Raw genomic sequence first — 26,164 nt, 5'->3', positions numbered from 1 at the left:
CGCACTGGCACTAAATGCCATCCAGGTGGCAGTAAGAGGTGTATCTTCAGGCAGCCCCTGCGTTGGCTGCGCTCACTCACCCCAGTCACCTACTGGTGTACGCTCCTGGGGATTCGTTGCATCGCCGCCTTCCTGTAACTCGAATTATTTAGGGTATAGAAGATAAATAATATGGCTTTTTTTATTTATTCAATAATAAATAAAAAAAGCCACCTGAATTCCAGGTGAAATATAACACAGAGATTATATGTTGCAATTAGCGATATTAAATATGACAGGTAAAGCTTGCCGGTATTAGAATTTCGCAACAATATATTTATAGATAATTTATATTTATCAAATGCACTTTGCGTTATCTAACTCATAAAAGACCCTTCTGACGGGTCTCTGTGTAGACTGTGATCCAGCCGATTGTTCTGCGGTATTTATTAATGTCCCGAGTCGTGTGAACTATAGTAAAGATGGCCGTTATTTCTCATTATTAATAACCGTGAGTGGGGGATGTGCATGAAGAAGATTCTGATGCTGGTCGGGGATTATGTCGAAGATTATGAAACGATGGTGCCTTTCCAGGCTCTGCAAATGCTCGGTCATCGGGTTGATGCCGTCTGTCCGGATAAACAACAAGGTGACTATGTTCAGACCGCCATTCACGATTTTGATGGGGCGCAGACCTACAGTGAGAAACCAGGGCATCGCTTCACCTTGAATGCGAATTTCTCTGATGCGCGCGAGGCGGATTATGACGCCTTGTTGATCCCTGGCGGGCGGGCGCCGGAGTATTTACGTCTGAATCCGGATGTCATTCAACTGGTACAAGACTTTAACTCTGCGGGTAAACCTATCGCCGCTGTGTGTCATGGCCCGCAACTGCTGGCGGCAGCCGGAGTGTTAGAAAACCGGACCTGCAGCGCGTATCCAGCGTGTGCGCCAGAAGTTCGGTTAAGCGGTGGGCATTATGCCGATATCGGGATTGATCAGGCGCACGTCGACGGCAATCTGATTACCGCGCCGGCATGGCCTGCTCATCCTGCCTGGTTGGCTAAATTTGTTGAAGTATTAATGAAGTAACGGGTATTGGCTTTGCAGGTCGGTATAACCCATCCGGCTATACCGACTGCAAAAAATTATCGTTGCAACGGATTTGATCAACTTTTTGGTTCTGAGCTTTTTAAACACCTCAAGCGTGCAGTCGCAGAGCAGCAATCCTTCACGGCTATAACATTCAACGGATGTGACGCGGCCAGCGCTGTCGTGGACGTGATCATCATGTGCAAAACGTGCAAACACACTGCGGTGTCCGCATTCGATTTCAGCGCATTGATAACCAGTCCGGCCTGATAAGGTCGGCAAACTGATTATCTGATGATGACATTCTCCAGCATCAAAGCCTCGGATTGAGTTGAAAGGTATTTACATGGTGAATGATAACCGGCAGTCCCTCGAGGGGAGCCCTTATGACGCTAATTTGTGATCTGTAACCGCAGTGCGGCCACATTATAGATAGTGCCAAACACCGCTACCGCCAGCAGGAACAGGGATGAGATAAAAACGCTGTATCTGACAAACCGCATGGGCATCCAGCGTTTGAAAATCACGATATAAAACGACAGAACGGCAACGTCAAAAATGATCCATACCAGCGTGAGTATCAGCATGCTGGTGGCGAAATTATGTGTAATGGTGATGAACTGTGGAAAGAATGAAACGAAGAACAGAATATCTTTCGGGTTTGACATGCCAATCAGAAAACCGTTGATAAATCCCCCATGAGACGGCTGGCGAGAGTCTTCGCTGGCGGCTTGATTTCTTGCCCACAGGCTGCAAAACGCGCTATAGCCGATATACAGCGATCCGGCGAGACCCAGCACACACAGCAGCAGTGGAGAGAGTGATACCACTCCCGCCAGCATCAGCGCAGCAAGCGCAAGTAGTAGCAATGAAGCACCGTTAGTTCCGCATAGCGTCATAAAGGCCTGGCGATAGCCGTACTGTGCCGCCGTCGCGGTAATCAGCGCCACAACAGGGCCTGGTGTTAGTAATAGTGTTAGCACCGAGAGGCTGTATACAGCCAGTAAAGCGAGATTCATATCTGATGATCCTGACGTTATTTTTCATCAGTATTCCGCTTGCGTGTCACATTGAAAAACGAATAAAACTGCGCTCTACTGTGAGTAAAACTCAACATAGAAGCCGATGATGACGCTACCCCCTCTGTATGCCCTGAGAGCTTTTGAAGCTGCTGCCCGTCTGGGATCATTTAGTAAAGCGGCTATTCAACTGAATGTCACGCCTGGTGCGGTAAGCCGTCATATCCGCACACTGGAAGCCTGGTTTGGCTGCGAACTGTTTGTTCGTAGCGGCCCCCGAATTGAGATAACGCCTTCAGGACAGGGGTTAGCGCAACAACTGACGGCCGGGTTTCAGAGTTTAGAACACGCCTGCCATGCTTTTCGTAGCCGCAGTCATGCGCTGCGGTTGAAAGCCCCCTCAACGTTGACCATGCGCTGGCTGCTGGATGTGCTACGTCATTTCCGGGAAGCCCATCCAACGCCGGTGATTGAAATCTCCAGCGTGTGGATGGACACCGATTCCGTCGCATTCAGCCGCGAACCGTATGACTGCGCAATCCTGTTGGGGAATGGTTATTTTGGCGAGGATACGGACAGCCGTTTGCTGTTTCAGGAGTGGCTTATCCCGGTATGCGCACCTGCGTTGCAGGCTCAGGCGCAAGGTGATATCGCCGTCTGTGAATTGATTCATCCTTCTGCCGATCGCCGCGACTGGCGTCGTTGGCTGCAGCGTACCGGGGCATTTCCTGCGTTGAACCTGGCACGTGGCAAAGTGTTCGATACCCTGGAACAGGGGAGTCTTGCGGCAATGAGCGGGCATGGGATCGCGGTCGCCGATCTGCTATTAAGCCTGACGGCTATTCAGACCGGGATGCTGGCGTTACCGTTTAAACAGGCCGTCGCGACAAGAGAAGGCTATTACCTCGTCTGGCCAAAAGCGTCAACCCGGCTTCGAAATATTGAGTTGCTGTATCGCTGGTTAAAAGAAGCTGCACCTGAGGCTGACATGGCAGAACTGCTCTGGCTGGAATAACCCGCCGAATACCATATTGATAACAATTCTCATTATTATTGTTGTGTTGTGCGGGTAATGGTAATGTTGCCACCCATCGTACGTTGCAAATTCCATTTCTTGTGCAGAAGACAGCATGAACAACACCACCGCCCAGAATGCATCCGGACGTTCTACCCGCACCTTCTCCGTCAGTGAGTTTAGGGACTTTGGTGAGCGCTACGGGATCGATTACCGTTTTCCATTGCTGACACAAAAACCGGGTCTTCCGTGTTCCAGTGCCGTTTTGCAAGGGGAAGTAGAGGAGATGATGCTCCCTTGCGGGATGTGCGTCACACACTCTGATGTACAGGTGTTGCAACCGTATGAAACCACCTCCCGGCACAGTAGCCCCTTGTATATGCTGGTGGTGCTGGAAGGTTGCGTGATACTGACGCTCAACGGGCAGGAACATGTGGTACGTTCCGGCATGGCGTTTAGTTCGCGTCTGAGTGAACGCCAGGCGATGAGCGCCCGTCACCCTGCAGACTGCAAGCTACGGACGCTATCACTCGGGTTGTATCCTGACGGGGCATGGCGCACAGGATTACTTGAATCCCTTATGCGTGAGTGGGAAAACTGCCAGACGCCAACGCTTATTTGGCAGGTGCCGGGTTTTTTACTCAGCGGATTACAATATGCGCAGCAGAGCTCGCTTAGCCATGTTTCCCGCCAGTTGATGCTGGAAGGACTGATTCTACAATTATTTGGTCACGGTCTCAGCGTTTGTCAGGTAGAGAGCGGTAAATGTCTCGCTGCCAGTGGTGAGCAGCAACGGCTGGAAAGGGTGCGTCGTCTGTTGGAGCAAACCCCTGAAAATGACTACACGCTTAACGAGCTGGCGCAGCGCGCAGCAATGAGCCCCAGCAGTTTGCGCAGTAAATTTCGCATGGCCTATGGTTGCTCGGTGTTTGACTACCTGCGCGACCGCCGCCTGGAACGCGCGCGTGGCTATTTACTGGAAGGGTATAGCGTACAGCAAGCCGCATGGATGTCTGGCTACCAGCACGCCACAAACTTTTCCACAGCCTTTCGTCGTCGCTATGGCTTCCCGCCTGGTGATGTTCTCAAACTTTGCTAATCCATTTTCCCGTTTTATGCGCGTGGCAGATTAATAATTTGGCGTTGCGCATACGCAACCTGGCATTCGGCATAGCGACTCCTGATACAAAAATGGCAATAATTCTCATTTACAATTAGACGTGCCTTGGGAGATGTTCATGTTCGCAAAGACTCGGTTGGCGCTGCTGGTAGGATGGGTGACCGGTAGCGTAGCTTTTCCTCTGCTGGCGCAGGAAACAACAAAAAACGATACGGTGGTTGTCACTTCGCAAATGCAGAGTGGGGCGACCAAGCTTGCCACACCGGATATCGAAACGCCGCAGTCGGTATCGATCGTTACCCGTGAACAGTTTGAAGAGCAGGGCGCAACCAGCGTGCGGCAGGCTGTTAGCTACACACCTGGGGTGTACAGCAATCAGATTGGTGCCTCCAACCGCTTTGACTACATTGTGCTGCGCGGTTTCTCCGATGGTAGTCTGGACAACGTCTATCTCGATGGTCTGAAGATGATGGGCGACACTAACTCACACAGTTCGCTGGTGGTCGATCCGTGGTTCCTTGAAGATATCGAAGTGGTGCGCGGCCCGGCTTCTGTACTGTATGGCCGTTCCTCTCCGGGCGGTATTGTGGCGCTGACATCACGTAAACCGTCGTTTGATGCGGACGGAGAAGTGAAGCTGTTTGCTGGCAACAACAATCAGCGCGGCGCCGCGTTTGATGTCACCGGGGCGCTGGACGATAACGACCGCGTGGCGGCGCGCCTGAGTGGCATGACGCGCTATGCTGATTCGCAGTTCGGCCCGTTGAAAGAAGAGCGCTACGCGTTGATGCCGAGCCTCACCTGGCGCATCACTGACCAGACGCGTCTGGATCTGATGGCCTATCTGCACCGTGACCCCGAAGGCGGTAGCCACTCCGGTCTGCCATATGACGGTACCGTGGTTCCACATTACGGGCAAAAGATCTCCAACACCTTTTATGAAGGTGAGGATGATTACGATAAGTACGATCGCCGCGAAAATATGGTGGGCTACAACATTGAGCACCTGTTTGATAACGGCTGGTCGGTGCGGCAAAAACTGCGCTACCTGCATACCGATGTGGAGTTGAACCAGGTGTATGCGTCGGGCTGGCTGAATAAAACCGAGCTTAATCGCGGCTACTCCGGCTCTGATGAAAAAATGTCGGCGATTACGCTGGATAACCAGCTCGACGGCAGCTTTGATACCTGGCAGGTTAACCACCGTCTGCTGGTGGGGATCGACTATCAGGATCGCAGTAACAATACCACCGGCTACTACGGGGCGTTCCCGCCGATTGACGCCTTTAACCCAGTGTACGGCGCAAAGCCTGACTACATCGACATGTATGCGCGTGAAAAGCACAAGCTGCGCCAGACGGGTTACTATTTGCAGGATCAGATGTCATGGGATCGCTGGCGTATTACGCTCGGTGGTCGCTACGATCAGGTCAGCGTCTCTAACATTGATAAGCAAAACGATACCCGCAGCGATCTGGATAAAAACAACTTCAGCACCCGCGCCGCGCTGCTTTATTTGTTTGATAACGGCTTTGCGCCGTACGTGAGTTATTCCACCGCCTTTACACCAACCAGCTTTGCCGATGAGAACGGTAATTTGCTGGATCCAATGAAAGGCAAGCAGTGGGAAGCCGGCCTGAAATATGAACCTGAAGGGTTGAATAGCCAGTTTAGCGCGTCGCTATTCCGTATTAATCAGACCAACATTGCCACCAAAGAAGAGCCGACCGATCCGTATCGCTCGATTGGGGAAATTGAGTCTGAAGGGGTAGAACTGGAGGCGATTAGCCAACTGACGGATAGTTTCCGTCTGCAGGCGGCGTATACCTATACCGACATTCGCTATAAGAAAAGCAGCCCGGAAGAGCAGGGCAAGCGTGCCGTTTATGCGCCGCGCAATCAGGCCAGTACCTGGTTAAGCTACGATGTAAAAAGCGGCCCGCTGGATGGCCTGACGCTGGGTTCAGGTGTGCGTTACGTCAACGGTATTACCAGCGATCGCCAGAATACTCACACCCTGCCATCGTATACGCTGGTGGATCTGGCGATTGGCTACGACTTAACGAATATTGGTATTAAAGGTTTGAGCACGCAATTGAACGTCAACAATCTGACCGATAAACGCTATGTAGCGGCCTGCAACTCGCTTTCTTATTGTTACTTTGGCGCAGAACGCAGCATTGTTGGTAGCGTGTCGTGGAAATTCTGATGCTTAAGCCGGATGCGGCGCTGGCACCTTATCCGGCATACGGCAGCGTGCAAATTGTAGGCCTGATAAGCGCAGCGCATCAGGCATAGTGGATTGCGGCTATTTAGTAAAACCGTTTTGCATACAAATCTGCGCGCTGGTTCTCAGGGTGAAGGCTAACTTGTCAGGATACTGGCGGTAATAGTTATGTTCTTCTTCCAGCCCTTTTGCCTGCGCCAGACGTACCGTTTCCAACGAACAGGTTCGGTAGATCAAATCTTTATTCATATTGCTCTGCTTCTCGCGCTGTTTATCTGCGGACAGCGCCAGCCAGCTCTCGGACAGCGAGTAATCGTAGACCACCCGATTCCCTTTCGCCTGCACGTTCTCAATGGTAATGAATTCGTCGATCTTCAGTCTTGGCTGACCACGCATTTTTTTCTTATCTTCTGCGGCGGCATATTGCGCCAGCGCATTAATATCCATCCCGGCTATTTTCTGCTTATAGATATCGACCCAGGCGGCGGGTTGCTGATAATGCTGAGCATAAGCATTTCTTAATTCTCCGTCACTCATTGAACAGCCAGCTAAAAATAAAGGTAATAGCAGCGTCAGTTTTGTTTTAGTCATGATGTTATCCCATTCATTATTGTGGTCCCCAGTCGCCCATAACAAAATAAAAGTCATCGAATTACAGGTGATCTTTAGGGTTGTATAAACGGGGCGACGACAGCACAAGTGCAATTATCTTAAAATGGCGGAATAAGCGGGAAACCCTGCCAGAATTGGCAGGGTTAATGGATGAAGAGGATCAGAATTCCATTTTCACCGTGAACTGCACTTCTCGTGGATCGCCAATCTGATTACCCAGATTATTGGTGGCAATGGATGAGGTGTAATAGGTCTTATCAAACAGGTTTTTCACATTGAGCTGCAATGTGACCGGATACTGCAGCTTCATTTTATAAGCGGCAAAGGCATCGGCGACAAAATAGCCCGGCAGATAATAGTCTGCGCCATTGGTTGCGGAACGGCGACTCACCCCATGACCCCCACCGCCAATCGTCAGAGTATTGCCCATAAAAGCATTCTGAATATCGTAGGTGAGGAATAATGAGCCGGTATGCTTCGGTACATTAGGCAGCGGCTTACCTTTGTAATCAGGATCTTCCGTCACTTTCGCGGCGGTATAACCGTAGCTGGCGATGATATTGGTGTTGGTGGTCAACGAACCGGCGACATCCACTTCCACACCTTGTGAACGCACGCGACCCGCCGTTTTCGCCACGGTTTCGCCATTGATCATTTCGTTGTACAGCACATTGCGTTTATCAATATCAAACAGGGCAATATTGGCTGTGATACCGTCAAAGATATCGAATTTTGCCCCCACTTCATAAGCCGTTGAGGTTTCAGGTGGCAATTCGCCAATATAACTGGCGATAGAATATTGCGGCATGAAGGATCGCGACACGTTACCGAACAGCGATACCGACGGCGTCAGTTTGTACACCATACCGAATTTGGGCACCCACTGTTGGTCGGTACTGTCGGTGTTGACGTTGAACGGACGGCCTTTGCCAGCGTATTCGGTGTAGTACTGATAACGCATCCCGGCGACGGCGATCCATTTATCGGTCAGGTACAGCGCGTCCTGCACATACGCAGAATAGCTCTCTTGTTGAATGGTCTGATCGCTATCAGCAGCAGAAACGTTAGTACATTTACCCAACGTACCGTAGACAGGATTATAAATATTGAACCCTTTTACGTTCTTGCAGCGGATCATGTCGGTGCGTAGCAGATCGTAGTTCTCATAAGAGACGCCGGTGAGGATCTCGTTATAAAAGCCAGCGATATCGACGTTGCCCTGTAAATCGGCACGTGTGGCGTGCATGCGCTGGGTGGAGCCTTGAGTGGCATCAACACGGCGGGTCAGATTTCCGCTTGCAGAATCATAAGCCATCACGCGAGCCTGGTTATCGCTGTATTTATCCTGGCTAAAGCTGTAGTCGAATTTCGCTGTCCATTCGCTGTTGAAACGGTATTCGGCATTCAGCTGCGCCAGATCCGATTCGCCATCGGTGATATTAAACGGCTCATCAAAACGGGTTTTGCGATCCACATTCACCGCGTGTTTGGTGTTGAGATCGAAAATGGTGCCGCGATCGAACGGGGCTTTATAGTCGCGATGTGAATAGAGCACGTTGACGGTGGCCTTGTCGCCAAACCAGGTCAGGGACGGAGAGATGAAGCTGCTCTGATTGGTGCCGAAGTTACGCCAGTAATCCTCATGCTGATATTCGCCAATCAGGCGATACGCCAACGGCGTGCCTTCAATCGGCCCGGTCACGTCAAACTGCCCTGTGCCGCCGCCAAAGCTGCTGGAGGTTGCTGAAATCGACCCGCCAAACTGCGTTTCCGGACGTTTGGTGACGACATTAATCAGGCCGCCGGGATCGAGAATCCCATACAGGGTTGAGGCCGGGCCTTTCAGCACTTCCACGCGTGAGGTGGCGGCGTTAAAGCTGCGCGGCAATACGGTTTTCAGACCATTGGTCATCACCGAGCCGTCACGGTTTGCGCCGAAGCCACGGCGGACAAACGCATCCTGTGTGCCACCTAATGTGTTGGTTTGCACGACGTTACTGACGTTATACAGCGCTTCGTCCAGCGTCGTGACATGCTGATCTTCCAGAACTTTATCGCTGACAGTGTTCACCACCTGCGGGATATCCAACAATGGCATGGATGTCAGCGTCGCGGTGGACGAGCTCAGCGGTTGATAACCCGATGTTACGGCCTGATCGGCAGACGACGCATCTGCCCGAACGGTGATGGTATCTTCCCCTTTAGGCGGAGTCGTCTCTTTCTCCGCTGCAAATACCGTAGGTGTTGTTGTCATGCCCAGAAAGAGAGCAGAGCACAATGCCCGCCCTTTCATCCCCGAAAAGTAAGTCGTTAACTCAGCCATTATTTTATTTATTCCGCAAAAGACCCTGCCAAAAATGGGCAGGGAAACAGGTTGATTCAATTCATTGCCCGGCTTGCCAGCCCTGCATTTATCCATCTGTAAGCCAGCGTTACTGGCGTCAGATGTGTAATTGAGAATCATTCAATCATGGGTGTTTGTAGTAGTAAACGTAAAAATGAAAAAGAAACTACAAGCGATTCGACGCAATTTAACCGTCGTTTTTTTAAGGGTATTTAATTTTCAATATATTGAAAAAAATGATTTTCATTGGTTTTTCAGCGTTTTTTATTTGTGCTTTAGTTGTTGGCGACAGGTGATGTAACTACAGGGTGTAATTGCTTGACTACTACAGTGCAAGCCAGCAAGATCACAAAGAGAATGAGTTTTATTTTTATTTAGAGAGTTACGCATGCAGGCTTTGCCATGCGGCGGCGCAGGAGTGAACATGCCACAGCATGTGGAAAATATCGCCCACAGAACGGGCATTGAACTACAACAGCTTTCTGCGGGTTATCGCCATAACACCATTGTCCACGATATCTGTCTCACTATTCCGCAAGGCAAAATGACGGTACTGGTGGGGGCGAACGGCTCGGGTAAATCAACGTTGTTAAGCACTATCGCCCGTATGTTGAAACCGCACGGCGGCAGCGTATTGCTGGATGGCAAAGCCATTCATCAACAGCCCACCAAAGCGGTTTCACGCCAGCTCGGCATCCTGCCGCAATCCCCATTGGTGCCCGAAGGGCTTACCGTTTTTGAACTGGTATCGCGTGGGCGTTTTCCCTGGCAGAACATGCTTTCGCAATGGACGGACGATGACGAACGCGCCGTGGAGCAGGCACTCCAGTTAACCGGAACTGCTGATTTTGCGCATTTGCCGGTAGAGAGCCTTTCCGGTGGGCAACGTCAGCGCTGCTGGATTGCGATGGCGCTGGCACAGCAAACGCCGGTCATCTTGTTGGATGAGCCGACTACGTTTCTCGATCTGCGCTATCAGGTGGAGATCCTCGAACTGTTGCATTCACTGACTCGCCATCATGGCCGTACTGTGGTTGTGGTCCTGCATGACCTGAATTTTGCCGTGAATTACGGGGACATGCTGGTGTTCCTCAAACAGGGGACGTTGCAGGGCGTCGTGCATGATGGCGAAAACTGCACGCCCGAGTTGATTAAGCACGTGTTTGACGTCGACGTGCAGATGTCGGTGAATCCTCTCACCGGCAAACCGTTCTTTATGCCGTTCCGCGCGCCGGGCGGGCAAGAGCAATGACGGTCATGGCAAGCACACTGGCTCGTCGCCGTGGCCGGATTATGCTGGCGTTCCCCGTGTTAACGTTGCTGTTGTGTGTTCTGGCAGTGGTGCATCTGGGTGTGGGCGCACGCACTATCAGCCCGCAGACCGTCGTGCAGGCGCTGTTCCACTTTGACGCGAAAAATTTTGACCACCGGATTATTGTCTCCTTACGTCTGCTGCGCATGACGGCGGCGATGCTGGTCGGCGCGGCGTTAGGTGTTGCGGGGGGGCTGTTGCAGGCGTTGATTCGTAATCCGCTGGGAGAGCCGCATATTCTGGGGCTGAATGCCGGTGCGGCGTTTGTCGTTGTGTTGTGCACCGCGCTTGGCGTGACGGGGGTAAGCCAGCCATTGCTGGCGGCAGGCGGTGCTGCGGCACTCTTTTCGTTGGTGATGGCGCTTGCATCTGCCGGGCGCGGTGGCTTAACGCCGCTGAAGGTCACGCTGTGCGGCGTGGCGCTGTCGGCCATGGTGTCATCGCTTACTGCGGCCATCCTGATTCTGGATGAACAAACCCTGTTGGCAATGCGCACCTGGCTGGTAGGTGATCTCGCGGGTCTGCGTTGGGAAAGTGTCAAAAGTGCCGTTCCCCCGTCGCTTGCCGGTATGGTGCTGGCGCTCGCTATCGCGCCGGGCCTGAATATTCTGGCTCTCGGCGACCGTATGGCCTGTGGGTTAGGGGTGAATATTCTGCGCATACGCTTGCTGGCGATGATCGCCATTGCGCTGTTGTGCGGTGCGGCGGTTTCTGTCGTGGGGCCGCTGGGATTTATCGGCCTGTTAGTGCCTAATGTTACCCGCCGTCTGGTAACAGAAGATATTCGTCAGATGCTACCTACGTCGGCATTGCTGGGTGCGGTGCTGCTGCTGCTGGCGGATATTGCCGCCCGCACGGTGCTGGCTCCGCAGGAGCTGGCTACAGGGATTATGACCGCCCTGGTGGGCGCACCGGCGTTTATTTTCATTGCGTCGAGGTTTTTGAAATGAACGATATACTGCAACGTGCAGGGCTTCGTGCATGGCGGGTGGGTGGATTTTCTCGTGTCATTCGTCCCAAAACCGTGCTGTACAGCCTCAGCCTGACGGTGCTGGCAATCGCATTACTGCTGTTTGGCGTGATGCAGGGGTCGCTCCCGGTTCCGGCTTCCGCTATCGGACGGGCGGTGTTTGACCCTCAGGCGTTGACGGCTCAGCAACAGTATGTCGTTTGGGATGTACGACTGCCGCGACTGCTGATGGCGCTTCTGTGCGGGGCGATGCTCGGATTGGCCGGGGCGGCGATGCAATCTATCACCCGCAACGGGTTGGCCGATCCCGGGCTTATCGGTGTCAAAGAAGGGAGTTGCGTGGTGGTGCTGGCCCTGGTGCTGCTTTTCCCGTCCGCAAGTCTGGTTTGGCGGCCCCTGGCGGGAATGGCCGGCGGCGCACTGGTCGCTGCACTGGTGATGCTGCTGGCCCGTGATTTCTCCCGGCCTCGCTTCGTGTTGATAGGCATTGGCGTGTCGTGGTTCTTTGCCGCGGGAATGGGCGTATTTATGACCACCGCCGATGTCCGTGACGTACAGACTGCTCTGGTCTGGCTGGCGGGGAGCCTTCATGCCGCCACCTGGCCACTGCTGCTGGTGGCACTGGTCTGGACGTTGCCTGCGGCCATCATCTTATTTGCCACGGCGCGCGCTTCGGATGTGGCGTTGCTTGGCAATGCGACGGCAACGGGGCTGGGGGTACGTTTATCCCGACTGGCGTTGTTGCGTTTTCTCGCGCCGGTTGTACTCACCGCTGCCAGTGTTGCCTGCGTGGGCAGCCTTGGTTTTGTCGGGTTGATGGCGCCACACATGGCACGATTCTGGCTGCGTGGCGGACAAACAGCGCTGCTGTGGGGAAGTGCGTTGATCGGTGCATTGCTGGTGCTGGTCACCGATACCGTGGGGCGTCTGGCGTTCGCACCACTGCAAATCCCCGCCGGGATCGTCATTGCCCTGGCCGGTGGACCGTTCTTTTTGCTGTTGCTCTGGCGTCGCCGGGATCGCTTGTAATTGTTAAGAGGGTATATGCGTTTAATCTTTTCATTGCTGCTGCTGGTCGGCTGCACCGTCCAGGCGGCGGTGCCTGTTCAGTCATTTACTGACGATCTCGGGCGAGTGGTGACCGTGCCGCGGCATCCGCAGCGCATTGTGTCATTGCACGATCTCGACATCACTATTCCACTGATCGAACTGGGCGTGCCTCCGGTGGCCAGTCACGGCCGAACGCGTCCTGACGGTAGCCATTTTTTACGCTCCGGCGTGCTGCTGACCGGCGTGGATTTTGATAATTCGAACATGACGTATATCGGTACGGCAGACATTGATATTGAAGCCATTGTGGCGGCGAAACCGGATTTAATTATCACCGAACCCAGCCGTAACACGCCGATTGAGCAACTGGAAAAAATAGCGCCGACGGTCAGCATCGATCATCTTGATGGCGGTGCGCCGGAAATCTACCGCAAGCTGGCGCAGCTTACCGGTACGCAGAACCGGCTGGCATTGCTGGAACGGCGCTACCGTGAAGAAATAGCCCAGCTCAAGCGGACGGTTGATACGCAGCACATCTCTGTGGCGGTAATACAGGCCAATCAGGGCAAAATCAATGCGTTGCACACCTATCATTCCCTGGGGCGAGTTTTACGCGATGCCGGTTTCACTTTCCCGAAGCTTATCGACAGTATTCCGCCGGGGGGACGCATTGATGTCAGTGCGGAACGTCTGCCTGAACTGGATGCCGATTTTGTCTTCGCGACCTGGCGTGGCGATACCGGCGGTAAACCGCAGGATGAAATCGCGGCGATGGACGCGGTGATGCCTGGCTGGTGTGAGTTCCTGACCGCCTGCCAGCGCGGACATTACGTTTTACTCTCCCGTGAAGAGGCGATATCTAATTCCTATGCCTCGCTCAGTCTGATGGTGGCGCAGGTGCAAACGCACATCGCCGGACGATGGCTACCGGAGGCTAAATAACCATGCTGACGGCGAAAAAAGCCAAAAACCGTATTGATGTCTATGGTGACCGTTTTCGCGCCCGGGCGCATTTGCTCTCGCCACGTATGCAGGCCGTGGCGCGTTATATCAACGAAAACCGCGAAGTGGTGCTGGAGTTTACGGCGATAGAAATCGCTGCCGCCACGCAAACTTCTGACGCGACGGTGGTCAGGGCAATTCAGGCGCTGGGGTTTGCCGGGTTGCGCGATTTAAAGCAGACCATTGAACACTGGTTTGGCCCTGGCGTGACCTCAGAAGAGAAGATGACCACCACGGTCAATACGCTCTCTTGCGATGTTAACTCCAGTATTGATTTTGTCTTGCAGGGGCATCAGCGTACCTGTGAAGCGCTTTCTACACCGCAAAACCGCTATGCAATTGCCCAGGCGGTGACATTACTGGTAGAAGCCCGTCAGGTGGGAATTTTTGGTATTGGCGCATCCGGCGTATTGGCGGATTATACCGCTCGTCTGCTCAGCCGTATTGGCCTGCCTGCGGTAGCATTTAATCGCACCGGGATTAACCTCGCGGAGCAACTGATCGCATTGCAGCGTGGAGATGTGCTGATCATGATGGCGCAGAAATCTCCGCACCGGGAAGGGCTGACGACCATTCGCGAGGCCAGGCGGTTGGGTGTCCCGGTTATTTTACTGACGAACGCGCTGGACTCCCGTTTTAGTAAAGAAGCAGATGTGGTGATTAACGTGCCGCGCGGCGGCGAGAATGGGAAAATGCCGCTCCACGGTACGGTGCTGGTGTGTCTGGAAATGATTGTGCTGTCTGTCGCTTCTACTGCGCCGCAGCGTTCAATTAAATCCGTGAAGCGGATTAACGAACTGTATCGGGGCATTGGTAAATCCGGGGCGAAGAAATAAACCGGTGATATCCGCTGTGTAGGCCGGGTAGGGTGTCGTCGCCACCCGGCATAAATGCAGACAGATCAAACCATTAATGGCCGATCATTCTGGCCTTCGGGATCAACTGGAAATACATATGATCCGGCACCGGCGTCTGCCAGACGTTGGCGTACACCGCATAACCTACGGCGGCAAACAGAATACCGAGCAGCAGTAGCGTCATTGTCCACCCTGATAACCTACCTTGTCGCCACCATGGTTTAGGCGCTGCGCTGTGCCCTGATTGTGCGCCAGGCGGTGTTTTCAGCGACATGGTCAGCGTCGAGGCTACCGGACATGATTCCACACAGGTCATACATCCTGTGCACTCAACGGTGCGTACCTGAATTAAGCGATCGACCGGAATATTCGACGGGCAGTTCTTTGCGCATTTGCCGCAATCGATGCAACTGTCGGCATTACGGCGGATCTTAAACGGCGAAAGCAAAGAGAACAGGCCAAGCAGTGCGCCATAAGGGCACAGATAACGGCACCACGCATTGCGAATAAACAGGCTCATGATGCTGATAACCGCCACCACGATGAGCGTCGTCGTGCCGATATTACGAAAGAAATCGAGCATCTTAACGTCGATAATCATGCCGTAGGCTGACATCAGAAAATACTGAATCCCCTGTGCTGGCATCGACAGGGCGATATACAGAAAGAAGCTCAGCAGCAGATATTTCAGGCTCAGCAAGGGGAGATCCAGCCAGCGCGGCAGGGTGAAGTTGCGACCCACTATTTTTTTGCCCAGATTACCTATCAGCTCAGACAGCGTACCCACCGGGCACAACCACGAGCAGAACGCTTTTTTTAACAGCAGACTCATCAGGATAAAGGCAACAAGCAGCAGCATGGAAGCAGCGTGAATGGGGGGAAGAAAGCCGGTTTCCAGTGTGTATCTGATATTCATCAGACCGGCAATGGGAAGCCATCCCTCAATACCGCCGGGCCTTGGGATATAAACGCTGGTACCGGCTGTTTCGAAATAGCGAACCCAATACCAGAACGTCACGCCAATATAGATATTGATAGCCAGCAGGAGAAACTGGGTGGCTTTTCTCCAGCTACTGGCATTGCGCCAGTCATTCCACGGCAGTTTCCCTCCGACGGTACCAGGGCGGCGTTGCCAGCGCGTTTTCTTTTTCCCGTTCATGATCTTTTATTATCCCTCATATTTCCCCCTGCATTCAGGAAGACTCATCACCGGGATATGCTACCGCTATAAAGATATAGTGTATTTGATTTGCATCTTATTAATCGGCTGCCATTTTTATCACGCTAATGGACATGTATAAAAATAACAGCACGATATTTATCACAGGTCAGATAAATACCCTGAACGGGGTATTTATTTATCTGTGAGGGACGACAGTCATTCCCGGTACGTTTCTACGCGGTTACGGCCATGGCTTTTTGCCAGATAGAGCGCGCGATCGGCTTTATCAACCAGTTGTTTGTAGTCGGGGTGATAGTCATATTCGGCAACGCCGATACTGACGGTAATAGAGAAGGATTCAGTCATGGAAGCGGCGATACGCAGCTCGGCAATTTTCTTGCGCAGTGTTTCCAGAATAATCGAGGCCTGAGATTCGTCTGATTCGACCAGCAGGATCATAAACTCTTCACCACCATAGCGGAATACGTAATCGCTACTGCGGATGTGCTCATAAATAACGGCCGCGACGTTTTTCAGCGTCATATCGCCAGTATTATGTCCGTAGCTGTCGTTGATCTGCTTAAAATAATCAATGTCCAGCATTGCCAGGGTAAAGGGTTTTCGTGAATGTAACGCCAGCGAGATTTCACGGCGCATAATAGTTGGGATAAAGCGGCGATTAAGCAGCTGGGTCAGCGAATCTTTGCCATTTTCCTGTTTGACCAGCGCTTCAAACATTGAGGCGAGGAGAAAATGGATTTTGGCCGAGAGCTGTCGGACATCCTGCAATAAGCTCATCCGTTCGGTTTCGCCAGGCTGCTGCTGATTCGAGAGTGCCTGTGTCAGACGGTTATCGATTTCAGCGATCACGGATTCCATTTCTGCCAGCAGATTACCGCTGCCAAGAATGTGTTTTCCTTTATGGGAGAACCACATACCAAAATCTGAGTCCGCCAGGAATACCAGATCGCCGGACGGTAATCCGGTCGCAATGTTGTAGATAAACTGATTTTCCCAATCGGTAAACGAACGGATTTGCCGTTCGCGCTCGACGTTGACGTCGTCGTAAATGGTCTGCAGGCGATACTGCTCCTGCGTGTGCAGCGAGTTTTGATAGCTCGGAGAGTAGGAAACGGTCATGGCCTCCAGCGCAGTGTCCATCGCCAGACTGCTGAAACAGATAGCATCGGTCAACAGGCTGACAGAGTAGTCTGCCTTACTTTTCAGCAACTGATACAGCTCTTCTTTTAGCTTACGCGCACCGCGGTTAACCAGATCGATAGGCAGGCCGATACGGGCGTGTACCACACCAATTTCACGCTGTTTTGCCAGCAAGCGCGGGAGGTCTCCATATGCGCTGCCGAGCACGCTGCGCAACCAGTCAAACATACTGCCGCTCAGTCGCGTACTGACCTGCTCCGTATTCAGAAACAACGCGCTCTCCGCATGAGAGAGCATGTAGTCATAAAAAACGGTCACTAAATGGCGGATCTCATCGTCGCTTAACCCTGTGAGGATCGTATGAACGTCAGGGGATGTCTGGCGTATTAGCGCCCGCCATTCTGTAAGGAGTAATGTGTCATTTACGGGATCAACCTGTTCCATCTCACAGCCACTCAAAATGTGATTGAAAAATTCAGGCGGTATTACGGACAATTACGTCACGATGGTCAAGTGAAACTCTCTTTACGCATTAACGATGGCAAATACCTTCATAAATCAGCCTTAAGGCGAAGACGCCGATAATGGCGCCAATTACCCGGCTGGCAATGCGCTGAATGCGACCATATGCACGACGCACCGCAGGAAGAGAAAACGCCTGACTGAGAAAAATACGCCAGATCACAGAAGAAAGCACAATGCCTGCCCATGCCATCAGCCTGGCCCAGGTCGGGGTTTCTGCGCTTAAGGTGACCGAGAAAATACTAATAAAAAACAGTACGGTTTGCGGATTGGATAAATCCGTTAACAGCCCGCGACGAAAGAATACATACCAGGGGGCGGAGATCGGCTGCTGTAACGTGGGCATTTGCGGTGTCGCCTGATGGCGTATGCTATTCCAGGCAAACCACAGTAAGTAGACACCGCCGACGATTTTTATCAGTGAGAATATCTCTTCACATTGGGTGATAAGCGTCGCCATACCAAACAGGCCAAGCCCGGAGTAGAACGCATCGCCCAGTGCCACGCCCAGACCGGTCATCACCCCCGCGCGTCGCCCTGACGCCAGGCTGGTTTGCACCACCACAAACAGGTTCGCGCCGGGGTTAAAAAAGGTTAAAACAAACAGGCTGACGGTGAGCACGACGGCGTGTAGCGGTTCCATAGGCAACCATTCCTCAAATATTCATAAAGTTAACACTATAATTTCAGCGAGCTGGTTGTTCTGAGGATCAACTCACACTGGCTATTGAAACTTTGAACCGGTTGCTGCGCTGATACTCGATGGGCGGTTTTTTCTGTGCCGCAAAATTTCTATATATTTATGCCGAGTGTGGATTTTTTATCCAGGCTGGACTAGTTATTAATCATCCTTGAATCGCGTTATCTCATGTTCAGGGATCGATGATGGCGTCATAACAAAACCTGGAGCTGGTCTATGAAAACTGGAATTAAAGTACTTATTGGTGCATTAGCTTTTGTCGTGACCAACGTATATGCAGCGGAATTTATGACAAAACTTGAGTTTGAAAAGGTTGAGTCGCAGTACACAAAAATCGGTGATATCTCAACGAGTAATGAAGTTTCTGTCGCAGATGCCAAAGAAGAGCTGCTGAAGAAAGCCGAAGAGAAAGGCGCCGATGTTGTGGTATTAACGTCCGGTCAAACGGATAATAAAATCCATGGCACCGCCAATATCTACAAGAAAAAATAATACGCTGCATTGAAAGATAAAGTACCCGCCCGCCTCTGTACTGGCGGGTTATTCTTTTAACCTGCGCCAAAACGTGGTTCGGCTGATACCGAGATATCGTGCCGCCGCTGTTTTATCACCGTTGAATTGTGCCAGTACCTGTTGTGGCGTCAGTGATAATGATATCTGGGGTATTTCGGCGACAATCGCCAGCTCTGGCAATAATTGCTGCAAGAAATGGACGTTAAGTTCTGGTTGTGGCTCGACGCTTAAAAATAATGCCAGACGCTCCATCATATTGCGCAGCTCACGAATATTCCCCGGCCAGTTGTAATTCAGCAGCATATGTTGGCTGAGCCCTAGTCCTTTACGCACAGGCTCAGAAAATGGCACATCCAATTCCGCCAGTGACTGTTTTAAAAAGCCTTCCGCCAGCGGTAAAATATCGGGTAGCCGTTCGCGTAGCGGGGGGAGTTTGAGGCGCAGAATGCTCAGGCGATAAAACAGATCGCGACGAAACTCGCCTTGTTTCATCTCTTGCTCCAGGTTGCAGTGCGTGGCGCTAATCACCCGTACCTCTACCGGAATGGGTTGATGTCCGCCTACCCGGGTGACCTCTTTTTCTTCCAGTACGCGCAGCAACCGGGTTTGTAGCGGCAACGGCATTTCACCTATCTCATCAAGAAACAGTGTCCCGCCGTGGGCGATTTCAAACAGACCCGCGCGTCCACCCCGCCGTGAGCCGGTAAAAGCACCATCCTCATAGCCGAACAACTCCGCTTCCAGTAAGGATTCGGTGATCGCCCCGCAGTTGACGGCAACAAACGGCGGTGAGGGTTTACCGCGTCGATTCTCCTGACGGGTGAAATATTCACGATGAATGGCCTGTGCCGCCAGCTCTTTCCCCGTACCCGTTTCGCCCTGAATCAGCACCGGCGCACGCGAACGGGCGTAGAGCATTATGGTGTGCCGCACCTGTTCCATCTGAGCAGAGTGACCGCGCATATCTCCCAGTGCATAGCGGGTGCGCAGCGTATCGCCAGAAGCGTATTGACCGTTTCGCCGCAGCGTCAGGCGCGTCATATCCAGCGCATCGACAAAGGCCTGGCGCACGGTAGCCGCTGAATAGATAAAGATGCCGGTCATACCCGCTTCTTCTGCCAGGTCGGTAATCAGCCCCGCGCCGACTACCGCTTGTGTACCGTTGGCCTTCAATTCGTTGATTTGCCCACGAGCATCTTCTTCAGTGATATAGCTGCGCTGTTCAAGCTGCAAATTGAAGGTCTTTTGAAAGGCGAGAAGCGCAGGGATAGTTTCCTGGTAGGTAATGACGCCAATCGACGAGGTGAGCTTTCCTGCTTTTGCCAGCGCCTGGAGCACGTCAAATCCGCTGGGTTTAATCAGGATCACCGGGATCGATAAACGGCTTTTCAGATACGCCCCGTTGGAACCCGCCGCAATGATCGCATCGCAACGCTCGGTAGCCAGTTTCTTGCGGATATAGGTGACCGCTTTTTCAAAACCCAACTGAATAGGGGTGATGGTCGCCAGATGGTCGAACTCCAGGCTGATGTCGCGAAACAGTTCGAACAGGCGGGTGACCGAAACCGTCCAGATAACCGGTTTGTCGTCGTTCACCCGCGGCGGAAGATGCGTATCAGCCATAACCAACCCAAAAAGTAAGGAACCGAGTATTAGGGTTTAGTTGTGTTTCATAAATGTTGCAATGAAACGTTAAGGCCAGTTTCATGAAACGATAGCTGACACGCTTTTGTACAATAAAGATACAGCAATTGATTTTAATGTATTGTTTTTGAAGGTGAATGTATAAATTGATTAAAAATTAAGGTCTTTGGCATACCCCTTGCTTTAAGTAAATCAACTAATGATAACAAGTTGATAACAAGAGGACGGGATATGTCTCTACACTCCCCAGGGCTGGCGTTTCGCGCCGCGCTCAGCAAAGAAAATCCATTACAAATTGTTGGCGCCATCAACGCCAATCACGCTCTGCTGGCCCAACGCGCCGGGTATCAGGCGATTTACCTCTCCGGCGGCGGCGTCGCGGCGGGGTCTCTGGGTCTGCCGGATCTTGGTATTTCTACCCTTGATGATGTGCTGACCGATATTCGTCGCATTACTGATGTTTGCCCGCTGCCGCTGCTGGTGGATGCAGATATCGGGTTTGGATCGTCAGCGTTCAACGTGGCGCGTACCGTGAAGTCGATTTCCAAAGCTGGGGCTGCCGCGCTGCATATTGAAGATCAGATCGGCGCCAAGCGCTGCGGTCATCGCCCGAACAAAGCGATCGTCTCTAAAGAAGAGATGGTCGACAGGATCCGCGCCGCGGTGGATGCACGTCCCGATCCTAATTTTGTCATCATGGCGCGAACCGACGCGTTGGCGGTGGAAGGGTTAGAGGCTGCCATCGATCGCGCCCAGGCGTATGTCGAAGCAGGCGCGGACATGCTGTTTCCGGAAGCCATCACCGAGCTTGCGATGTACCGCCAGTTTGCCGACGCGGTGCAGGTGCCGATCCTCGCCAACATTACCGAATTTGGCGCTACGCCGCTGTTCACCACCGATGAATTGCGCAGTGCGAACGTCGCGATGGCGCTGTATCCGTTGTCGGCCTTTCGCGCCATGAACCGTGCTGCGGAAAAAGTTTACAACGTGCTGCGCCAGGAAGGCACGCAAAAGAGTGTGATCGACATTATGCAGACGCGCAACGAACTGTACGAAAGCATCAATTACTACCAGTTCGAAGAGAAACTCGACGCGCTGTACACCAAAAAGTAGGCCGGATAAACGTAGTGCCATCCAGCATTGCCTGATGGCGGCTGCGCCTTATCAGGCCTACTCGCACACCCTCAGCACCCTACACATTACAATAATGACGAGGACAACATGAGCGACACAACGATCCTGCAAAATAGTACCCATGTCATTAAACCTAAAAAATCGGTTGCGCTGTCCGGCGTTGCCGCCGGAAATACCGCGCTGTGTACCGTCGGTAAAAGCGGTAACGATTTACACTATCGTGGCTACGATATTCTCGACCTGGCGCAGCAGTGCGAATTTGAAGAAGTCGCGCATCTGCTGATCCACGGGAAATTACCTACCCGCGATGAACTCACCGCCTATAAAAGCAAACTCAAAGCGCTGCGCGGACTGCCCGCTAACGTGCGCACTGTGCTGGAAGCGCTGCCTGCCGCCTCGCATCCGATGGACGTGATGCGCACCGGCGTCTCCGCGCTGGGCTGTACGCTGCCGGAAAAAGAAGGTCATACCGTCTCTGGCGCGCGCGATATTGCCGACAAGCTACTGGCGTCGCTCAGTTCGATCCTTCTGTACTGGTATCACTACAGCCATAACGGCGAGCGTATTCAGCCGGAAACTGACGATGATTCCATTGGCGGTCACTTCCTGCATCTGCTGCATGGCGACAAGCCGTCGCGAAGCTGGGAAAAAGCGATGCATATTTCGCTGGTGTTGTACGCCGAACACGAATTTAACGCCTCCACCTTTACCAGCCGCGTGATTGCCGGGACCGGCTCCGATATGTATTCCGCGATTATCGGCGCGATTGGCGCACTGCGTGGACCGAAACACGGCGGGGCGAATGAAGTGTCGCTGGAGATCCAACAGCGCTACGAAACGCCGGACGAAGCCGAAGCGGATATTCGTAAACGCGTGGAAAACAAAGAAGTGGTGATTGGTTTTGGTCATCCGGTTTACACCATCGCCGACCCGCGCCATCAGGTGATCAAGCGCGTGGCGAAACAGCTTTCTCAGGAAGGTGGTTCGCTGAAAATGTACAACATCGCCGACCGTCTGGAAGACGTAATGTGGGAAACGAAAAAGATGTTCCCCAACCTCGACTGGTTCTCGGCGGTCTCTTACAACATGATGGGCGTTCCCACCGAAATGTTCACCCCGCTGTTTGTTATCGCCCGCGTCACCGGCTGGGCGGCGCACATCATCGAACAGCGCCAGGACAATAAAATTATCCGTCCTTCCGCCAATTACACCGGCCCGGAAGATCGCGAATTTGTCCCGATTGAAAAACGTTGCTAATTCAAAAACCTCTAAAGATAAAAAACAGGAAATGTACCCTATGTCCGCACATATTTCGAACGTCCGCCCGGAATTTGACCGTGAAATCGTTGATATTGTTGATTACGTCATGAACTACGAGATCACCTCGAAGGTGGCGTATGACACCGCGCATTATTGCCTGCTTGATACCTTAGGCTGCGGCCTGGAAGCGCTGGAATATCCGGCCTGTAAAAAACTGCTGGGGCCGGTCGTCCCAGGTACAGTGGTACCGAACGGCGTGCGCGTACCTGGCACCCAGTTCCAGCTTGACCCGGTGCAGGCGGCGTTTAACATCGGTGCGATGATCCGCTGGCTGGACTTTAACGATACCTGGCTTGCCGCTGAGTGGGGTCATCCTTCCGATAACCTCGGCGGTATTCTGGCGACAGCTGACTGGTTGTCACGCAATGCGGTGGCGGCGGGAAAAGCACCGTTAACCATGAAAAAAGTGCTGACCGGCATGATTAAAGCCCACGAAATTCAGGGCTGTATCGCGCTGGAAAACTCCTTTAACCGCGTTGGACTCGATCACGTCCTGCTGGTGAAAGTCGCCTCGACCGCCGTTGTTGCCGAAATGCTCGGATTGACCCGCGATGAGATCCTCAATGCGGTGTCGCTGGCGTGGGTCGACGGACAGTCGCTGCGCACCTATCGCCATGCCCCGAATACCGGCACGCGTAAATCCTGGGCAGCAGGCGATGCGACCTCGCGCGCAGTACGTCTGGCATTGATGGCGAAAACCGGTGAGATGGGGTATCCATCCGCGTTGACGGCGAAAACCTGGGGCTTTTACGACGTCTACTTCAAAGGCGAATCGTTCCGCTTCCAGCGCCCGTACGGCTCATACGTGATGGAAAACGTGCTGTTTAAAATCTCCTTCCCGGCAGAGTTCCACTCACAAACAGCGGTTGAAGCGGCGATGACGCTGTATGAACAACTGCAGGCGGCGGGTAAAACGGCGGCGGATATCGAAAAAGTCACCATTCGTACGCACGAAGCCTGTATCCGCATCATCGATAAAAAAGGCCCGCTGAATAACCCAGCGGACAGGGATCACTGCATTCAGTACATGGTGGCTATCCCACTGCTGTTCGGACGCTTAACCGCGGCTGATTACGAAGACGGCGTGGCGCAGGACAAGCGCATCGATGCCCTGCGCGAGAAGATCAACTGCTTCGAAGATCCGGCCTTTACCGCCGATTACCACGATCCGGAAAAACGCGCCATCGCCAACGCCATCACCCTGGAGTTCACCGACGGTTCACGCTTTGAAGAAGTGGTGGTGGAATATCCTATCGGCCACGCGCGTCGTCGTACTGACGGCATGCCGAAACTGGTCGAAAAATTCAAAATCAACCTGGCGCGTCAGTTCCCGACCCGTCAGCAGCAGCGCATCCTGGATGTCTCCCTGGACAGAACTCGCCTGGAGCAGATGCCGGTCAATGAGTATATGGATCTCTTCATTATTTAAACCAGCGTGCAGCAAGGCGTAAGTTCAACAGGAGAGCATTATGTCTTATAGCGATTTTTATCAGCGTTCGATTACGCAACCGGAGTCGTTCTGGGCCGAGCAGGCCCAGCGTATTGACTGGCAGCAGCCGTTTGCTCAGGTACTGGATCATCGTCATCCGCCGTTTGCTCGTTGGTTTTGTGGCGGGACGACTAATCTGTGCCATAACGCCATCGACCGTTGGCTGGAGAAACAGCCCGAGGCGCTGGCGCTGATTGCGGTGTCATCCGAAACCGAAGAAGAACGCACGTTTACCTTTCGTCAGTTGTATGACGAGGTAAACGTCGCGGCGGCAATGCTGTTGTCGCTGGGCGTACAGCGCGGCGATCGGGTGCTGGTGTATATGCCGATGATCGCCGAGGCGCACATTACGCTGCTGGCCTGTGCGCGCATTGGGGCGATCCATTCGGTGGTGTTCGGCGGCTTCGCATCGCACAGCGTGGCGGCGCGCATCGACGACGCCAGACCGGTGGTTATCGTCTCGGCGGATGCCGGGGCGCGCGGGGGCAAGATCGTGGCGTATAAAAAGCTGCTCGATGATGCGATCGAGCAGGCGCAGCACCAGCCGCGTCATGTGGTGCTGGTCGATCGTGGTCTGGCGAAAATGGCGCGGGTCGAGGGGCGTGACCTCGACTTTGCCGCCCTGCGCCAACAGCATCTCGGCGCGCGGGTGCCGGTGGTCTGGCTGGAATCGAATGAAACCTCCTGCATTCTCTATACCTCCGGAACAACCGGTAAACCGAAAGGCGTGCAGCGTGATGTGGGCGGCTATGCGGTAGCGCTGGCAACCTCAATGGACACCATTTTTGGTGGTAAAGCGGGCGGCGTGTTCTTCTGCGCGTCAGATATTGGCTGGGTGGTGGGACATTCCTATATCGTGTATGCCCCGCTGCTGGCGGGGATGGCGACGGTGGTGTACGAAGGGTTGCCAACGTATCCGGACTGCGGCGTATGGTGGAAAATTGTTGAGAAGTATCAGGTCAGCCGGATGTTCTCGGCCCCGACCGCCATCCGCGTGCTGAAGAAATTTCCGACCGCGCAAATCCGCAATCACGATCTCTCCTCGCTGGAGGTGCTGTATCTGGCCGGCGAGCCGCTGGATGAACCGACCGCCAGTTGGGTAACCCAAACGCTGGGTGTTCCGGTTATCGACAACTACTGGCAGACCGAATCTGGCTGGCCGATTATGGCGATTGCCCGCGGGCTGGACGACCGACCGTCGCGCCTGGGCAGTCCTGGCGTGCCGATGTACGGCTACAACGTGCAACTCCTCAATGAAGTGACTGGCGCACCTTGTGCGGCAAATGAGAAGGGCATGCTGGTGATTGAAGGGCCGCTGCCGCCGGGCTGTATTCAGACCATCTGGGGCGATGACGAACGCTTTGTGAATACCTACTGGTCGCTGTTCTCCCGTCAGGTGTACGCCACTTTTGACTGGGGCATTCGTGACGACGACGGTTACTACTTCATTCTGGGGCGTACAGATGACGTGATCAATGTCGCCGGACACCGGCTGGGCACGCGCGAGATAGAAGAGAGTATCTCCAGCTATCCGAACGTTGCTGAGGTAGCGGTAGTGGGGGTGAAAGATGCGCTAAAAGGGCAGGTGGCCGTCGCGTTTGTCATTCCAAAGCAGAGTGACAGTCTGGAAGACCGCGACATTGCGCATTCTGAAGAGAAGGCGATTATGGCGCTGGTGGACAGCCAGATTGGTAACTTTGGCCGTCCGGCACATGTCTGGTTTGTGTCACAACTGCCGAAAACACGCTCCGGAAAAATGCTCAGGCGTACGATCCAGGCGATCTGCGAAGGCCGCGATCCTGGCGATCTGACCACCATTGACGATCCGACATCGTTACAGCAAATCCGTCAGGCGATCGAGGAGTAGGGCGTTGCCGGATGGCGGCTTCGCCTTATCCGGCCTACGAAACCGCGCACCGT

21 protein-coding genes and 1 pseudogene are annotated in these 26,164 nt (G+C 53.2%); 14 read left to right on the top strand and 8 right to left on the bottom strand.

Annotation, left to right across the window (positions count from 1 at the left end; genetic code table 11):
- Positions 1 to 501: 501 nt before the first annotated feature.
- Positions 502 to 1,071 (top strand): DJ-1/PfpI family protein, encoded by a 570-nt coding sequence (locus I6L54_RS20230; RefSeq protein WP_040232839.1) that lies wholly within the window; start codon positions 502 to 504, stop codon positions 1,069 to 1,071.
- 66 nt (positions 1,072 to 1,137) lie between these two features.
- Here the strand turns inward: I6L54_RS20230 and I6L54_RS24400 are convergent.
- Positions 1,138 to 1,263: pseudogene (locus tag I6L54_RS24400) on the bottom strand (YjhX family toxin); the annotation flags it as partial.
- A gap of 200 nt (positions 1,264 to 1,463) precedes the next feature.
- Positions 1,464 to 2,090 carry a LysE family translocator gene (locus tag I6L54_RS20220; protein ID WP_040232838.1) on the bottom strand — a complete coding sequence of 209 codons (627 nt, stop codon included), beginning with the start codon at positions 2,088 to 2,090 and terminating at the stop codon, positions 1,464 to 1,466.
- 109 nt (positions 2,091 to 2,199) lie between these two features.
- Here I6L54_RS20220 and I6L54_RS20215 point away from each other — a divergent pair, with 109 nt between their 5' ends.
- The 3 genes from I6L54_RS20215 to foxA all read left to right on the top strand — a co-directional run bounded on the left by I6L54_RS20215 (position 2,200) and on the right by foxA (position 6,434).
- On the top strand, positions 2,200 to 3,105 hold the full coding sequence (locus I6L54_RS20215) for a LysR substrate-binding domain-containing protein (protein ID WP_040232836.1): 906 nt from the start codon (positions 2,200 to 2,202) through the stop codon (positions 3,103 to 3,105).
- A 115-nt stretch (positions 3,106 to 3,220) separates the two neighbouring features.
- Positions 3,221 to 4,204, top strand: coding sequence for an AraC family transcriptional regulator (locus I6L54_RS20210; protein WP_005127915.1), 984 nt, complete (start codon positions 3,221 to 3,223; stop codon positions 4,202 to 4,204).
- 121 nt (positions 4,205 to 4,325) lie between these two features.
- Entirely contained in the window at positions 4,326 to 6,434 is a 2,109-nt protein-coding gene (gene foxA / locus I6L54_RS20205; protein ID WP_137378456.1) for a ferrioxamine B receptor FoxA, read from the top strand.
- Between the two features lie 99 nt (positions 6,435 to 6,533).
- On the opposite strand, the gene I6L54_RS20200 is transcribed toward foxA, so the two are convergent.
- Both I6L54_RS20200 and I6L54_RS20195 read right to left on the bottom strand, forming a co-directional pair.
- Positions 6,534 to 7,043 carry a hypothetical protein gene (locus I6L54_RS20200; protein WP_040232832.1) on the bottom strand — a complete coding sequence of 170 codons (510 nt, stop codon included), beginning with the start codon at positions 7,041 to 7,043 and terminating at the stop codon, positions 6,534 to 6,536.
- A 181-nt stretch (positions 7,044 to 7,224) separates the two neighbouring features.
- Positions 7,225 to 9,387, bottom strand: coding sequence for a TonB-dependent siderophore receptor (locus tag I6L54_RS20195; RefSeq protein WP_040232831.1), 2,163 nt, complete (start codon positions 9,385 to 9,387; stop codon positions 7,225 to 7,227).
- Positions 9,388 to 9,832: 445 nt separating this feature from the next.
- On the opposite strand from I6L54_RS20195, the gene I6L54_RS20190 reads away from it, so the two are divergent.
- From I6L54_RS20190 to I6L54_RS20170, 5 genes are read left to right on the top strand one after another with little or no spacing between them, the layout of a single operon-like run.
- Positions 9,833 to 10,660: an ABC transporter ATP-binding protein gene (locus I6L54_RS20190; RefSeq protein WP_040232828.1), complete on the top strand. Its 828-nt coding sequence runs from the start codon at positions 9,833 to 9,835 to the stop codon at positions 10,658 to 10,660.
- The gene (locus I6L54_RS20185) at positions 10,657 to 11,670 is read left to right on the top strand and encodes a FecCD family ABC transporter permease (RefSeq protein ID WP_040232827.1); all 1,014 of its coding nucleotides are present in this window, start codon (positions 10,657 to 10,659) and stop codon (positions 11,668 to 11,670) included. The genes I6L54_RS20190 and I6L54_RS20185 overlap by 4 nt, the downstream gene beginning before the upstream one ends.
- On the top strand, positions 11,667 to 12,719 hold the full coding sequence (locus tag I6L54_RS20180) for a FecCD family ABC transporter permease (protein WP_040232825.1): 1,053 nt from the start codon (positions 11,667 to 11,669) through the stop codon (positions 12,717 to 12,719). The genes I6L54_RS20185 and I6L54_RS20180 overlap by 4 nt, the downstream gene beginning before the upstream one ends.
- A 15-nt stretch (positions 12,720 to 12,734) precedes the next feature.
- Positions 12,735 to 13,682 carry an iron-siderophore ABC transporter substrate-binding protein gene (locus tag I6L54_RS20175; RefSeq protein WP_005127924.1) on the top strand — a complete coding sequence of 316 codons (948 nt, stop codon included), beginning with the start codon at positions 12,735 to 12,737 and terminating at the stop codon, positions 13,680 to 13,682.
- 2 nt (positions 13,683 to 13,684) lie between these two features.
- Positions 13,685 to 14,578, top strand: coding sequence for a MurR/RpiR family transcriptional regulator (locus tag I6L54_RS20170; protein ID WP_040232823.1), 894 nt, complete (start codon positions 13,685 to 13,687; stop codon positions 14,576 to 14,578).
- 73 nt (positions 14,579 to 14,651) lie between these two features.
- Here the strand turns inward: I6L54_RS20170 and I6L54_RS20165 are convergent, their stop codons facing one another.
- From I6L54_RS20165 to I6L54_RS20155, 3 genes are all read right to left on the bottom strand, one after another.
- Entirely contained in the window at positions 14,652 to 15,758 is a 1,107-nt protein-coding gene (locus I6L54_RS20165) for a 4Fe-4S binding protein (RefSeq protein WP_005127927.1), read from the bottom strand.
- Between the two features lie 219 nt (positions 15,759 to 15,977).
- Positions 15,978 to 17,366: a diguanylate cyclase gene (locus I6L54_RS20160; RefSeq protein WP_005127928.1), complete on the bottom strand. Its 1,389-nt coding sequence runs from the start codon at positions 17,364 to 17,366 to the stop codon at positions 15,978 to 15,980.
- A gap of 88 nt (positions 17,367 to 17,454) precedes the next feature.
- A complete protein-coding gene (locus tag I6L54_RS20155) occupies positions 17,455 to 18,087 on the bottom strand; it encodes a LysE family transporter (protein ID WP_040232821.1) in 633 nt (210 codons plus the stop codon).
- Between the two features lie 273 nt (positions 18,088 to 18,360).
- Here I6L54_RS20155 and yahO point away from each other — a divergent pair, with 273 nt between their 5' ends.
- Entirely contained in the window at positions 18,361 to 18,636 is a 276-nt protein-coding gene (gene yahO / locus I6L54_RS20150; RefSeq protein ID WP_040232817.1) for a DUF1471 family periplasmic protein YahO, read from the top strand.
- Positions 18,637 to 18,684: 48 nt separating this feature from the next.
- Here the strand turns inward: yahO and prpR are convergent, their stop codons facing one another.
- Positions 18,685 to 20,280, bottom strand: coding sequence for a propionate catabolism operon regulatory protein PrpR (gene prpR, locus I6L54_RS20145; RefSeq protein ID WP_005127931.1), 1,596 nt, complete (start codon positions 20,278 to 20,280; stop codon positions 18,685 to 18,687).
- Positions 20,281 to 20,532: 252 nt separating this feature from the next.
- Between prpR and prpB the strand changes: the two genes are divergently transcribed.
- From prpB to prpE, 4 genes are all read left to right on the top strand, one after another.
- Complete coding sequence (gene prpB, locus I6L54_RS20140) at positions 20,533 to 21,414, top strand: methylisocitrate lyase (protein WP_005127932.1); 882 nt, start codon at positions 20,533 to 20,535, stop codon at positions 21,412 to 21,414.
- Between the two features lie 108 nt (positions 21,415 to 21,522).
- On the top strand, positions 21,523 to 22,692 hold the full coding sequence (gene prpC / locus I6L54_RS20135) for a bifunctional 2-methylcitrate synthase/citrate synthase (RefSeq protein ID WP_005127933.1): 1,170 nt from the start codon (positions 21,523 to 21,525) through the stop codon (positions 22,690 to 22,692).
- 40 nt (positions 22,693 to 22,732) lie between these two features.
- Entirely contained in the window at positions 22,733 to 24,184 is a 1,452-nt protein-coding gene (locus I6L54_RS20130; protein WP_040232814.1) for a bifunctional 2-methylcitrate dehydratase/aconitate hydratase, read from the top strand.
- Between the two features lie 40 nt (positions 24,185 to 24,224).
- Positions 24,225 to 26,111, top strand: coding sequence for a propionate--CoA ligase (prpE, locus tag I6L54_RS20125; protein WP_040232812.1), 1,887 nt, complete (start codon positions 24,225 to 24,227; stop codon positions 26,109 to 26,111).
- Positions 26,112 to 26,164: the final 53 nt, after the last annotated feature.

The sequence above is a fragment of the Citrobacter pasteurii genome, from assembly GCF_019047765.1.
Taxonomy (GTDB): Bacteria; Pseudomonadota; Gammaproteobacteria; order Enterobacterales; family Enterobacteriaceae; genus Citrobacter; species Citrobacter pasteurii.
Note: the sequence above shows the minus strand (reverse complement) of the source record. Positions and strands in the feature narration are given on the sequence as shown.

Excerpts from the sequence above, each read along its gene's own strand:
- prpB (WP_005127932.1), top strand. The coding sequence starts at position 20,533 with ATGTCTCTACACTCCCCAGGGCTGGCGTTTCGCGCCGCGCTCAGCAAA.
- I6L54_RS20230 (WP_040232839.1), top strand. The coding sequence starts at position 502 with ATGTGCATGAAGAAGATTCTGATGCTGGTCGGGGATTATGTCGAAGAT.
- prpC (WP_005127933.1), top strand. The coding sequence starts at position 21,523 with ATGAGCGACACAACGATCCTGCAAAATAGTACCCATGTCATTAAACCT.
- I6L54_RS20210 (WP_005127915.1), top strand. The coding sequence starts at position 3,221 with ATGAACAACACCACCGCCCAGAATGCATCCGGACGTTCTACCCGCACC.
- yahO (WP_040232817.1), top strand. The coding sequence starts at position 18,361 with ATGAAAACTGGAATTAAAGTACTTATTGGTGCATTAGCTTTTGTCGTG.
- I6L54_RS20155 (WP_040232821.1), bottom strand. The coding sequence starts at position 18,087 with ATGGAACCGCTACACGCCGTCGTGCTCACCGTCAGCCTGTTTGTTTTA.
- I6L54_RS20165 (WP_005127927.1), bottom strand. The coding sequence starts at position 15,758 with ATGAACGGGAAAAAGAAAACGCGCTGGCAACGCCGCCCTGGTACCGTC.
- prpE (WP_040232812.1), top strand. The coding sequence starts at position 24,225 with ATGTCTTATAGCGATTTTTATCAGCGTTCGATTACGCAACCGGAGTCG.
- I6L54_RS20180 (WP_040232825.1), top strand. The coding sequence starts at position 11,667 with ATGAACGATATACTGCAACGTGCAGGGCTTCGTGCATGGCGGGTGGGT.
- I6L54_RS20215 (WP_040232836.1), top strand. The coding sequence starts at position 2,200 with ATGACGCTACCCCCTCTGTATGCCCTGAGAGCTTTTGAAGCTGCTGCC.
- I6L54_RS20160 (WP_005127928.1), bottom strand. The coding sequence starts at position 17,366 with ATGGAACAGGTTGATCCCGTAAATGACACATTACTCCTTACAGAATGG.
- I6L54_RS20170 (WP_040232823.1), top strand. The coding sequence starts at position 13,685 with ATGCTGACGGCGAAAAAAGCCAAAAACCGTATTGATGTCTATGGTGAC.
- I6L54_RS20220 (WP_040232838.1), bottom strand. The coding sequence starts at position 2,090 with ATGAATCTCGCTTTACTGGCTGTATACAGCCTCTCGGTGCTAACACTA.
- I6L54_RS20200 (WP_040232832.1), bottom strand. The coding sequence starts at position 7,043 with ATGACTAAAACAAAACTGACGCTGCTATTACCTTTATTTTTAGCTGGC.
- I6L54_RS20175 (WP_005127924.1), top strand. The coding sequence starts at position 12,735 with ATGCGTTTAATCTTTTCATTGCTGCTGCTGGTCGGCTGCACCGTCCAG.
- prpR (WP_005127931.1), bottom strand. The coding sequence starts at position 20,280 with ATGGCTGATACGCATCTTCCGCCGCGGGTGAACGACGACAAACCGGTT.
- I6L54_RS20190 (WP_040232828.1), top strand. The coding sequence starts at position 9,833 with ATGCCACAGCATGTGGAAAATATCGCCCACAGAACGGGCATTGAACTA.
- I6L54_RS20130 (WP_040232814.1), top strand. The coding sequence starts at position 22,733 with ATGTCCGCACATATTTCGAACGTCCGCCCGGAATTTGACCGTGAAATC.
- I6L54_RS20195 (WP_040232831.1), bottom strand. The coding sequence starts at position 9,387 with ATGGCTGAGTTAACGACTTACTTTTCGGGGATGAAAGGGCGGGCATTG.
- I6L54_RS20185 (WP_040232827.1), top strand. The coding sequence starts at position 10,657 with ATGACGGTCATGGCAAGCACACTGGCTCGTCGCCGTGGCCGGATTATG.